9 protein-coding genes are annotated in these 12,816 nt (G+C 41.2%); all 9 read right to left on the bottom strand.

The features are described 5' to 3' along the window. Positions 1–3,391, bottom strand: a 3,391-nt coding sequence (locus tag B4K11_RS12545; RefSeq protein WP_292959408.1) for a filamentous hemagglutinin N-terminal domain-containing protein, incomplete at its 3' end; no start/stop codon positions are given. 93 nt (positions 3,392–3,484) lie between these two features. Beyond that, positions 3,485–5,254 (bottom strand): ShlB/FhaC/HecB family hemolysin secretion/activation protein, encoded by a 1,770-nt coding sequence (locus tag B4K11_RS12540; RefSeq protein WP_292957470.1) that lies wholly within the window; start codon positions 5,252–5,254, stop codon positions 3,485–3,487. Positions 5,255–5,300: 46 nt separating this feature from the next. Next, positions 5,301–6,710 carry a type VI secretion system-associated FHA domain protein TagH gene (tagH, locus tag B4K11_RS12535; protein ID WP_292957473.1) on the bottom strand — a complete coding sequence of 470 codons (1,410 nt, stop codon included), beginning with the start codon at positions 6,708–6,710 and terminating at the stop codon, positions 5,301–5,303. A gap of 788 nt (positions 6,711–7,498) precedes the next feature. Next, complete coding sequence (locus tag B4K11_RS12530) at positions 7,499–7,957, bottom strand: glycine zipper 2TM domain-containing protein (RefSeq protein ID WP_292957476.1); 459 nt, start codon at positions 7,955–7,957, stop codon at positions 7,499–7,501. 343 nt (positions 7,958–8,300) lie between these two features. Continuing rightward, positions 8,301–8,537: a YdcH family protein gene (locus tag B4K11_RS12525; RefSeq protein ID WP_292957479.1), complete on the bottom strand. Its 237-nt coding sequence runs from the start codon at positions 8,535–8,537 to the stop codon at positions 8,301–8,303. A 185-nt stretch (positions 8,538–8,722) separates the two neighbouring features. After that, a complete protein-coding gene (locus tag B4K11_RS12520; RefSeq protein WP_292957482.1) occupies positions 8,723–10,279 on the bottom strand; it encodes a methyl-accepting chemotaxis protein in 1,557 nt (518 codons plus the stop codon). A 220-nt stretch (positions 10,280–10,499) separates the two neighbouring features. Beyond that, positions 10,500–10,814: a BolA family protein gene (locus tag B4K11_RS12515; RefSeq protein WP_292957484.1), complete on the bottom strand. Its 315-nt coding sequence runs from the start codon at positions 10,812–10,814 to the stop codon at positions 10,500–10,502. A 4-nt stretch (positions 10,815–10,818) separates the two neighbouring features. Then, positions 10,819–12,165 (bottom strand): DUF3422 family protein, encoded by a 1,347-nt coding sequence (locus B4K11_RS12510; RefSeq protein WP_292957487.1) that lies wholly within the window; start codon positions 12,163–12,165, stop codon positions 10,819–10,821. A 34-nt stretch (positions 12,166–12,199) separates the two neighbouring features. Beyond that, positions 12,200–12,565 carry a hypothetical protein gene (locus B4K11_RS12505; RefSeq protein WP_292959407.1) on the bottom strand — a complete coding sequence of 122 codons (366 nt, stop codon included), beginning with the start codon at positions 12,563–12,565 and terminating at the stop codon, positions 12,200–12,202. Positions 12,566–12,816 lie beyond the last annotated feature (251 nt).

The raw sequence follows: 12,816 nt of genomic DNA, 5'->3' as shown, positions 1-12,816 counted from the left end.
CCGTTAGGCTACCGGTTTGAGTTAGATCACCGCCGGTAGTAATTGTTAGGTCACCGGTCAACTCTGATGTGGAGAGTGATAGTGCGTTAATATCATTAATCGTCGCGTCACCACTATTAATAGATAACGCGTTAAAATCATTTGCCTGGGTTAATAATGCTGAATTCGCTGTTATATCGGCTAAATTATCGACAACAAAACCCGATAGCTGAGTAAGTGCTCCTGCGATGGTTAGCGTTAGATCATCGACAGACAAACCATCCATTACAAGGTCGTCGCTATCACTCACACTTAGTGAAGCTGCTGTTACTGTTAACGTATTAAAATCATTATTGCTATCACTCAAAGTGATATCTTGGCCAACAGAGATAAGTGTTGTATTACCAACGACACTAACCTCTTCAGTTTGAGTGAGATCACCACCCGTTGTTAGTATCAAATCACCTGTTAAATGGCTTTCATTTAAAACTAAGCCATTCACATCAGTAACCGTCGCATTACCCGCGATAAGACCTAACTCATTAAAATCATTATCATCTGCTAATTGAATAGAAGCAGCTGTAATATCAGAGGCTCCCTCAACAATAATCGCAGCGTTTTGCGTTAATGTGCCGGCAACATTAAGTGTTAAATTCCCATCAAGATCAGAAGCTGCTAATTCAAGACCACTCACATCCTTAACTTCGGCGTTACTTCCATTTAATGCAAGCGTTTTAAAATCGTTGTCTTGTGTCAAAACTGCTGCTGTCGCTCGAATATCACCGTTATTTGTAACAACGAAAGCTCCAGTCTGAGTTAGAACACCGCCCGCATTTAATGTTAAATCACTAACATTTACACCGGACACAGAAAGATCATTCTTATCTTGAAGGTGTAGGTTACTCGCTACCGCATCGACAGTTGTAAAGTCGTTCCCTGAATGTTGCAGATCTATATCATTAGTAGAGACATCAAATGAAGCATGTCCCCCCACTTCAACTTGCCCAGACTGCGTTAAATCACCACCTGCCGTAACCGTAAGATAACCTGTCAGTTCAGACTCCACCAAAGAAAGGTCGTCGATATCGACGACTGTTGCATTAGCGCCATTTAATGCCAATGAGTTGAAATCATTACTCGCATTTTGTAGGTCGATATCAAAACCAGTAGCAGTTAACGTTGCCGTCCCCGCCACATCAACATTATCTACCTGGTTGAGATCTCCGCCGGCAGTTACCGTCAAATTTCCCGTGAGCGTAGAGGAATCTAAAGAAAGCCCACTGGTATCAACGACCGTTGCATCAACACCACTTAATGCCAATGAATTGAAATCGTTACTCGCATTTTGTAGGTCGATATCAAAACCCGTTGCGGTTAACGTCGTAGCACCCGCCACATTAACTGCACCAGATTGTGTTAGATCGCCACCCGTCGTAACTGTTAGGTTACCAGTCAGCGTTGACTCAGATAAAGACAACTCATCGGTATCGACAATAGAGGCGTTAACACTATTCAGTTCTATAGAGTTGAAGTCATTGCCTGTTTCGGAAAGAGTGATATCCCCTGCAGCATCTATATCCGTATGACCACCAACAATTAATGCCCCTGTTTGAGAGACCTCCCCTCCAGTTGTAACCGTCAAATTACCTATAACACTTGAAGCAGAAATTGAGAGTTCATCTACATCCACGATATTAACGTTATCATTTGTGCCCGCTGACAACGTGACTGTATCAAAATCATTACTCGCGTGATCAAGCGTTACATCTACGCCATCCACAACCAGAGATGAAGCAATAATTGCTTCAGATTGAGTAATCTCATTACCTGATAGCAGAGTAAGTGCCGCATCCTCTTTTAAGGTAATGACACCATCAATATTGATATCGTTATTGGCTTGTAGGGTTAGATTATTTGTCCCATCCACATCTCCAAGATTCCCTGATGCATCAACATCTGTCTTGACATCAATATCATTTGTCGCTTGCAACACGACATCAGCAGCATCTAATGCCAGAATCAAATCAGCGGCACGTATTTTGGATGTTCCACCTATGTTGTCATTGAACCCATCATGATCATCGACCGAATTATTAGGGCCATTCTCAACAATCTCGATATTTTCAGGATCTAACAGCAAAGTGCCTTTGACACCGTTTTCTCCTCGAAGGTCCGCTGTACCAGAGAACTGCAGTATCTCTTTACCTGAAACTTCAGCAAAGCCACCATCGCCGTTGGCACCTTTACCTGTAGCACTGATAGCACCTTGATAATTTGTACTCTCATCCGCCCAAACAATAACCTGTCCACCACTACCAGACTCTGTAGCATCAGCTTTCAAAACAGCAGAAGAGGCAACCAATGTATGTTGCGAGTTTTTAAGATCCTGATCCTTGCCCTGATACCCACCACCGACACGGATAGAACCGCCACCAGCACCACCCGATACATCTATCAAAGCCCCAGAGTCTATTGCTGTTCGATCACCGGATAGATCAACTTTACCGCCGATCCCAGCATCACTCGTCGCTATTAAACTACCACTACTTCGAACATCCCCACCTTCGCCCAGTAAGCGAATTACCCCTCCGGACGTATCAATACCTTTCGCTTCGATTACACCCGTATTATTAACAACATTAGAGAATACATCTCTGGCTGCTTTTGCCGTCAGCAATACACTTCCATCTTCAGCCTTGATCACACCCGCATTTAAAACTGCGTTGTCGGATCCAGTAGCAGACTCTTCCGTCGCACCTTGAAGCTTAAACTTAAGTAAGCCATCACCATCAAAGTCGAGCGTGGCACTTTCACCTGAAGCAAGAACAACGCTTCCCTTTTTCGCCTGTATAACTCCTTCGTTGACCACATTGTCAGCAACCAAGACAACCGCTCCACCTGTAGCTGCTGTGATAAGCCCACGATTAACAATCAGACCTTCATTATCAACATCCTGTAAATCAATGTTACCTGACATGAAATCGTCATCAGACAAATACTTAGTCGTCGCAACTAAGCTTCCAACATTTACGGTTGAATGCTCGCCAAAGACCATGCCATTAGGATTGATAAGATAAACGCTACCTTTACCTTTAATGCTACCGAGAATTTGCGAAGGGTTTTGATCATGAATACGGTTTAAAGTAGCTGCTTTAGCTGATGGATGCTCAAATTGAACTAACTCATCTTTTGCAACATTAAAGCTTTGCCAATCAACCACCATCGAAGACGTAGATTGTTTTACAACTGTAGTTTTATTATCAACTTTAATACTACCATTCCCTTTAGAAATGACGCCTCCCTGAGGGGCGGACATCACCTTTGTTGGGATGAGAATAGAACTACTAATCCCAGCCATCATGGCTGATTTTATAAACGTTGATATTGCTGTTTTCGACCAGTGAGTATGCATCCGTGCTGCCTTTATTTTTTTACGGCTTTCGCCTTAATCCATTAATTTTGAGACTGTGCGTCTACAAAGCGTATTAAGCTATCAATAGAACACTTAAAATTGGTAAATCAAATCCAAGAAAACTTGAGGTTCGCGCCCATTACTAGGTGCATCACCTATCGCCTTAGCAACAGACATATTAAGCTCAACATTTTCAAAAGGAGCAAAACGAACGCCTATACCTGCACCCGAAAGCTTTTGCTTCTCGATCTCAGAGGCCAAAGCCGAATTCTTATAGCCTTTTGCATAATCAAAGAACGCAGACAGTTGCAAAACCTGCCCCCAAGTACGCCCTTTAAATGCAACATCATCTTTTATGAATGGCACAGGTGTAATCCATTCCGCACTAGCAAAAAAACCTTTATCTGCCATATATTCAGATCCCGGATACGCGCGCACGCTATCGGCTCCCCCTATAGAAAATTGCTCCAAGGAGACCAAAACGTCTTCGGAATATTGCATATCTAATCGAAACTTAAGTGAGGTACCTGCCACAAATCGCTGGTAACGGGATAAATTAAGCTCAACTTTGGAGTAGTCCATCGGGGCTAGACCATCTCTACCTAACCGACTAATCTGAGAGTCGCCATTGCTCAAACTACCAAACGTATCTTCAAGCCCGTGACGTAAAGAAAATGCTAAAGCTGAAAAACCTCCACCAATAATTCCATCGGTATAATCAGCGCCATACACAAGCCCTAAAGTAGTTAGCTTATCTCTAGATTCAGATTCACCCGCACGAATCGTTTCCGCATCATTAAGATCCAGCCCAATTTTGATGTAATCATTAAACGTTCGACTACGACGTAGCTGCTTCTTCAGGTTGATAGATGTCCGTTTAGTACGACCTTCAAAACCAAAGGCTGCTAAATCCCTACCTATATCGTACTGATTTTGAGAATACTCAAACCCAAACTCATAACCAGGATCGAAAGGCCTGATCGTGTAAGCTACCCCCCCAAAAAGCGCGTTATCTACAGATGCTCCATCTTCAGCAGATGGTTTATTTTGTATCATTCCATCTATACGCAGCTGATCAATTTGCCCCAGAGGGTTATTAAAAATAAGACCCGCACCCAAGCGCTCTTCACCAGAGTAAAGTGAACCTTTATTGTCCATGTAGATGATGCCAGCAAACCGGTCTTCACTATTCACCGACAAATTCAAATGCGTTACTCCAACCTCTTCACCGGGTTCAAGCACGCCGGAAACAGAAAGCCCTGGATAATCCAAAACAGTAAGCAAAGATGCCTCTGTTTGATCTTTATCAAGCGTAGTATTCAAGGCATCATTAAAAGGCCGCGACAACTGCTCCTGTGAGTACGAAGATTCTCCTGTTGCCACTACCGTATCCAACACACCAGGTAGTAAATGCAATTCAATGACACCTGATTCCACTTCTTGAGCAGGGACAAATACGGAGGCTAAAATCCACCCTTGCTGTCGATAGTAGTTAGTCACTTTATCAGCCAGAGCTTGCAACTTTCCTAACGTGTAGCCTTCAGTTTGATTCTCTAAATCTTTTACCAATAGGGAGACTACACCAGCATCTGTAACCTGCTTTTTTATTTCATTCCCATGTAAACTAAACAACTGAATCGCACTTACAGAAATAATAGGGCCAGATTCAAGATCAATAGGGCGATCTTTTTTTGCAGGAATAGAAAGTTGAACATCCTTGTTTGAATTAATAATTGGATCCGGAAGACTCTCATTTAAAATTCGAGGAGTTACAGCATCAGGTAAATTCTGTGCTTGAACGGCAAATGATGTGCCGGCAAATACAAAAGAAGTGCAATAAGCAAATGTCTTGAAGTTGTTCACTGTTTAAAAGTCCCTTTACAGTAAATCTATTTTTAATTTAGGTTTATTATTCTGAATAACTGGCTTCTATTTCACGAGCCTGCTCTTGGTATACTTGGCAAAACTCATCACCAAATAAAGCATGAAAATTATCTTCCGCTTCAACAACTAACTGCTGATAGGATTCCTTATACGTTTCCCAGTATTTCCCCTTTTTAGAAAAAACAAACCGTGCTGAAAGCTTTTCTTCTAACGCCTCCGGTTTGAAACGTTCCAACATTGAAACAATTGCAGCCTGCATTCCTGCCATAACTGCAACTTGGTGAGCTTTAGCATCGACTACACCCTCCCTCACTGCATCGTGCGCAGTCATATAGCCTTCAGCTTGGGTAAGCAATTTAACCATAGCCTCACTAGAGGTCTGACTAAATTTAAGAGGATTATTCATTTGTGCCCCGATACGGGTCACATCCATACCAAATTCTTTTTTAACATCGTTTCTACTTTGTAGAATTTCCATCGTTCCCTGAGTCAAGACATGAAGCATCTGACCTGCAGAAAACATAATTTCTTCTTTATTGCGCCCAACTAAATCACTTGGCTCAACATTTAAGCCCTTTAAAAATGCTTTGATCGCTTTACTGTCTATATCCTGAGATGGCTTTTCACCTACTGGGGCCATAGGCGCTTCATCGACAGGTTTATTCACTGTATCTATAAACTCAGCCACCTCTTCGCTAAGAGGCTCAGCATGAGTAAGTATCTCCTGCTTCTCGATATCCACACTTTGGTCAGCTAAAGGACCACCCAAAGCAACTAACGAGTTTTCTTCTTTACTATCAATAACTTGAACATCACTACCTTCCATGCCATGAACTCTATTATCAAATTCATGAGCATCCGAAGGCATTGAGTTATTAGGCATTTCATTATGAATAGCCTCAGGAGCAGCATTTTGATATTCAGAAAAATCAAACCCTTGTTCTGCAGATGGCGAAACCGCCTGGTAAAAATCAGAAGAGCCCGTATGGGGAATATTGGGTAACGGCACTGAAGACGGTATAGGATCATTACTATCTACTGCTAAAGCATCAGCAAAGAAGTCATCAATAGAAAACGCATCATTTGTAATCTGCTGAGCTGGCACTACATTATCTATTAACTCAACTTGAATCTGACACTCACCAATATGGAGCAGGTCTCCCGTCACAAGACGATGACGATGACCCCGCGTTAAGAATTGACCTGCATTTACCTGAGTTCCAGGCGTACTCGTATCTTCAACAAAAAACTGATTATCCGCGCGATAACAACGCGCATGATATCTAGAGCAATACCTCTCAGGATCATCAACCACAAAATCATTATCGGGCGCACGCCCAATAAGTATTTCATCTTGATCAAACTCACGTACGTAAGAAACTGCTGGAACAAGCCCTCTAAACGCAATCAAAGTAAGCTGAAGCATCACTGACATATAGCCCTTTCACCCTAAAACAAATATCCATATTTATGAGTTCGCACTAAACAATAAGTTTGTAAGCTATATTACTTAAGTACTAGGAAAGGAAGACTACAATAAATAAAAATAAATTTAAAGAAATGAGAATTTAAATGCACAATTAAATTTTAAACAGCATAAATAAACAGAATATCGAAAAGAAAGTAACCACTTAATTAATAAGTACTAACCACTTTAAAGCATTAACCACTTATTAAGTAATAAAACAAAGAAGCAGAAAAATAATTAACTAACATTCATTCAATAAGAAATTTTATAAATAACCAGATACCCTTATTAATAAAATGAGAATAAAAGTGCGCAATATATTTTAAAAAAACCAAATAAACATTCAAAAACTATTAACGAAAATATATTGAACATATGCTCTTTATCTCAGGCATATGAGAAAGACACCTAGAGAAAGACAGAGTGTAATGAGAAGCCTAGCAAAGAAATTAGACAACACAAAAGTAGATAAGTCTTACAAAGAGAAAATTCCTCTTTTCGAGACTGCACTTTCATTTCACACGGCAAGAATAAACACGCTACCCATTAGACAGAAAAAAGGGCTTATAAAATATATAAACCCTTTATCAAAAAAATTCGCCTACAAAAACCGGGTCCGTCAAAGCACCCTACATCTCTAGACACTTAGAAAGCACTAAAAAAAAGAGTGAAGCCAAAGCATGTAAATTTTCATAGTTCAACACCTCCTTTATGAAGAACAGCTGAGAACACTCACTCTGCGCTAAGCACTTTTTTTAGTAGGTTACACGTGCATTTCCATTTCCACTTAAAACTCGAACACGGTCTCCTGAATTAAAAACCGGACCATCGCCAACCTCTTGCACAATAGATATTACATTGCCATTATCGAGTCGCACTGCAATTTCCTGACCCTGACTTCGCGTGAAGTTTTCTTCAAGCTGTTTGCCTGCTAGACCGCCCGCTACAGCGCCTAATACAGTCGCTATATCCTTACCTTTACCGCCTCCGATGCTGGATCCCGCTACACCACCAACGATCGCACCTGCACCTGTACCTACAATACCCTGGGTTCCTTCAATAACTACCAGCGTAGACGATTGCACCACACCATACTGAACTTGCTGAACTTGACGTGCATCACTACGTGAGTATGTATTCCCACTAAGGCTATTAACGCACCCTGTTAATGTCAGGGAGCACACCAAACCAATAACTACTGCCAACTTATTCATACTTTTTTCCTTCTAGCTATATATTTAGCAAGCTTGTGACCTATCCGTAGCCAAAAACCTTATTTCTGCTAATTTCATCAACACTATATATCCATAAACTACTAAATAAAAAATGATTTTTAAGCAGTTATAATAGTTACAACAATCTTAGCCTATAATTTATTACAATTATCTCACCTCAGGCTGTACGCATGATGAACGTAACGAACTCGGAAGCGCCTAACAACTCAAACTGACATCATGTAATTCACTTATCCACAAGCACAAAAAAACCGCATAGAAATATGCGGTTTTTCTTCAAGAAGCGAATTCTACAAGATTGAAGTCGCTTATAGGTTTTTACTTAAACCTGTAACATTGCATAAAGCTCATCTTTCAATTTCAAACGCTTAAATTTAGCAGTCTCTTCAGTTTGTGTGCTAACCGCCTCAATCTCAGCTTCCATGTGCTCTACATGCTTTGTTACTTCATGATACTCATCAAAAAGACGGGCAAATCGTGCATCGTCCATTTTCAACTGATGAATACGTTCACGGTGCTCTGGAAATTCCTGAATAAGTGCGTGATGTTCAATAGGCATATCCGTTCCTCATAACCTTGTTCTGTTTCTGTATGCCTTTAGTCTCCTCCTCTAATAAAGGTAATACATTGACAGATATCAACAATTCACTCTGAACTGAATTTTAGTATTTCCTTCAATTAATTCTTAACGCACTCTCAGTTTCAGCGGATAAAAAGAGCTAGATTTAATTGAAGCTTCGCCCCCTAAACACTTACACTTTGCACAATGGTTTTAGAAGTATTCGCTAATTTCACAGAGGACTGTTCTGTCGCTTTAGCCGCATCTTGAGCAACTCTTGCCGCCTCTTGGATAACTTCAATACTTTGAGATAGCTCTACTGACGCAGTGTTTTGCTCAGATGAAGCACCCGCAATCATCGCACTCATCTCAGAAATACTGCAGACGCTATTGCGTATCTCCTGCAGTGCCTCACCAGCATCCTGAGCTTTCTCCACACAACCACGCGCAGCACTTTGACTTGTCTCCATCATATTCATAGCCTGAGTTGCTTCATTTTTTAACTCCGCAATCGTACTATCAATATCCTTTGTCGATAACTGCGTGCGTTTTGCTAACTCGCGAACTTCATCAGCGACTACAGCAAACCCTCGCCCCTGTTCACCTGCTCGGGCAGCTTCTATTGCAGCATTCAAAGCGAGTAGATTAGTTTGATCCGCAATTTCAGATATGACGGATGTTTTACTGGCAATTTCTTCTGTAGCTTGGCTTAAAAGGTTTATCTGTTGAGCCGCACGTTCAACATCATCTGCCAAGTGATTAATGGCATCAATGGTTACACCAACAACTTGCTGACCTTGGTTAGCAATATCCGTCGCCACTTGGGTTTCATCTGACGTTTTATTTGCATTTTGTGCAACATTTTCTATCGCATGCGATAGTTCCGATATATGCCCTGAGACACTTTCAATCTGTATCACTTGCTGTTCAATTGCTTGATTAGCTTGCTGTGCAATATCAATTGTTGATTCGCCCTGTTGGTTCAGTTCCTTAGCGGAATAATTTACACGTGCATTAGCCGATCGCATTCGAGCTGAATCGATCATTGTTCCGAGGTAAATCGCACCTACTTCGCATACAGAGTTTGCGTACATTTCCTCTAAAACTTTAGAATCAATAGACTTTTTCGCGCGCATACGTAAATAACGCAACGGGGCTAACCATTGATAAGAGATGCCTAGGCAAACCAAAAGAGCAGCTAAACTAGCCCCTATCATAACGCCAGGGCTTTCTTTGAATAAGAGGTAAGCAATTACAGGGGCTAAGCCTGCTAAAAGCACCAGTAGTGTTACCCGGGCCTGAATAGAAACATCATGTATAGAAAGACGGGAGCGTCCACGGTTCAAACGATCATAGACATTTTGCGCACGCTCAACTTGGCCTTTACTTGGCAAAGTACGAACAGATTGATAGCCCACGGTCCTACCATTCTCAACGATCGGAGTTACATAGGCATTTACCCAATAATAAGAACCATCTTTACATCGGTTTTTAACAATTCCTATCCACGGCTTATTATCTTTCAATTTCTGCCACATATCGCCAAAAACCGCAGAAGGGACATCAGGGTGCCTTACGACGTTATGAGGTTTACCAATCAACTCTTCATTAGAAAAGCCTGAAATTTCAAGAAAGGCGTCATTTACAAAGGTAATTTGACCTTTAAGGTCAGTAGTGGATATCAACGGTGTATCGTTACTAAAGGTTCTTTCTGTATTGTTAATAGGTAAATTTTCTTTCACGATAGCCTCGCACTACATCGACTTAATATAGAAGAACATTAACTAACCATAATATATATAACATATAAAGTATAAGGACAAATAGTGAGTCAATTAACTTTCACTAACTGTTTGTTATATATACAGTTATAAGAAAAATAGAGCGCTAAACCGGCAGAAGGTAGATAAATTAAATGGGAGGGAGGAAACAGGCGGTTTAGAACCGCCTGCGGAGATGTGACTAAGCCTTTTTAGAGCCTCCTTTACACTGAGGGGAAGGCATCACGGTCTCTCCTTTAGCCTGCCACTCTTTCTGCGTAAATAGGTGCATAGAGAGCGCATGAACTGGACCGGCTAATTCATCAGCCAAAATTTTATAAATTAATTGATGACGTTGAACTAACCTTCTCCCTTCAAAGTCCTCAGATACTAATGTCACTTTAAAGTGCGAGTCGGTCGCTGGGCCAGAATGCATATGACTTTCATTTTCAATATTTAAATGCTCTACCGCTAACCCAGCATTTAACTTGGTACTGATATTATTCTCGAGACTCATTGTTTTAAACCTTACTTTCGTTTTCTGCTTTGGCTGCTTGATCAATCGCCAATTTCAAAAAGTGTTTATGTATCTTGCGCGTTGTAAAAGCAACGATACCAATAACAACAGGGACAGAAATCCCCATGATCAGATCTTTATTGAGCTCAACGCCTGTATTATACAACGCGTCTAAAAGGTATTTGATGAGTCCAATCGTGTAATAACTGATCGCTGCAACGGATAAACCTTCTACGGTATGCTGCATCATCAACTGCACTTTAGATCGCTGATCCATAGAAGCTAATAACTCTTGGTTTTGCGATTGTATTGATAGCTCTACACGCGTCCTCATCATCTCTGCAACACGGTCGATACGCCGGGACAGATCTTCAAGCCTATTACTTGTAGCTCGACAGGTTTTCACCGCGGGCGTCAATCGGCGTGTCATAAACTCTGTAATAGTTAAATGACCCGATACTTCATCTTCTCGCAATTCTTCCAAACGTTTTATCACAAGATCATGATAAGCGTAGGTCGCACTGAATCTAAAGGTTGCCCTTGCCCGACAATCTTCAACCCAGGATGCCATATCAGTTAAGCGTCCTAACAAAGCTTGCTCATCAATATCCGTACTATGCGCTAAATGATCCGTAATGTCGGCTAACTTCTGATCCATCGCATTCAATGTAGGGTTGATCTCCCTAGCGGTTGGTAGCGATAGAAGACACATTAGACGGTAGACTTCTATTTCGATTAATCTCTGTATTAATCGACCTAACTGGCTATCGCTCATCTGCTTGTTATAAATCAAAAAACGGCCAAAGCTATCACTGTGTGTCTGGAAAGTTGTCCACACCCTCGCATCACCATCTTGCGGGCTACTACCGACAAGTCGCATGCCTTCAAAAAAACGTTTTACTAACGGTAGATTTAACTCTTGGGTTTGCCGTGAATCCTCTACCGAGATATGAAATGCAGATAAAACGGTTCCCGGTATATTAGCTAACCAGCCTTCTGGTAAAGGCGTTAACCCAGTCACCTCAAATGGATTTCCACCTTGCTCTATATCAGTATTGATAAAAGTGTAAGCGGTAAACTCCATGTGTTTTTCACGGCGAACACGTAGTTTTCCAAAATCAGCGTGATAACAAAGCTCATCGTTTTCCGGTGGCGTCACTCCAAAATGTTCATATAACTCTTTCAAATGCTCAAACTGAGCAGCACTTTGATCGCTATTACACATAACAGCTAAATGCGTAATACGTGCAGGGCTGGGAATCACCTGGAAAGGACGAGAATGTAATTCACTGTAAAGTGCTTCTCGCATTGGATGCATCTGCAATCCATAAGCATTCACTGGTTGTTCCATATACTAGTACCTTAATCCTTAAGCTATTTTCGCTCTACGCTTCTTCTAAGTTCGCCATCATTAACGGTTTAGTGCTTAGATCTATTGCCATTATCTGTGGATAAATATCAAACCATAATTGAAATGTTTCGTAATTAATATCATGTGGCCAACAATCACCTAATTCATCCCATGCAGAAAGCTCATTATGGAAAATATGTGACCATTGCAATTCTAACGCCTTAGTAAAATCGGCCTCATTGCTAACTTCATCGATAAGGTAAACAGTTCCTTCTCGTCTCTGCTCTTCTATCGACAAAGACTGATGTAAGCCATCCGCATCTACATCAAGACTATTTGTCCAACTAACGAAAGCTTCGCGTGGTAGTACGACAAATGCTGAACGGTTGAGTAACTTCATGGTTCTTATCCTTAGCTTTCGTTATACTCGCAGGTAACAAACAATTGTAGTTTTGTACCCATCATAACAGTTCGCTTATATCCCACTAGGGGCAAAGAGACGGAGTTTACACTGACTAGATGTGGATTTTTAGCCTACTACTCTTGGCCTGTATAACAAACAGTGTAATTTCAGAGTTTATAGCGTGATCATTCCTGTACTTAGACAACTCAATACCCGTGAGCAATGGATGGATTTCTGTCGCAGAGAGG

The sequence above is a fragment of the Neptuniibacter sp. UBA6509 genome (genome assembly GCA_002435145.1).
Classification (GTDB): Bacteria; Pseudomonadota; Gammaproteobacteria; order Pseudomonadales; family Balneatricaceae; genus Neptuniibacter.
This window is presented reverse-complemented; position numbering and strand designations above follow the sequence as displayed.

Excerpts from the sequence above, each read along its gene's own strand:
- tagH (WP_292957473.1), bottom strand. The coding sequence starts at position 6,710 with ATGTCAGTGATGCTTCAGCTTACTTTGATTGCGTTTAGAGGGCTTGTT.
- B4K11_RS12530 (WP_292957476.1), bottom strand. The coding sequence starts at position 7,957 with ATGAATAAGTTGGCAGTAGTTATTGGTTTGGTGTGCTCCCTGACATTA.
- B4K11_RS12525 (WP_292957479.1), bottom strand. The coding sequence starts at position 8,537 with ATGCCTATTGAACATCACGCACTTATTCAGGAATTTCCAGAGCACCGT.
- B4K11_RS12515 (WP_292957484.1), bottom strand. The coding sequence starts at position 10,814 with ATGAGTCTCGAGAATAATATCAGTACCAAGTTAAATGCTGGGTTAGCG.
- B4K11_RS12510 (WP_292957487.1), bottom strand. The coding sequence starts at position 12,165 with ATGGAACAACCAGTGAATGCTTATGGATTGCAGATGCATCCAATGCGA.
- B4K11_RS12505 (WP_292959407.1), bottom strand. The coding sequence starts at position 12,565 with ATGAAGTTACTCAACCGTTCAGCATTTGTCGTACTACCACGCGAAGCT.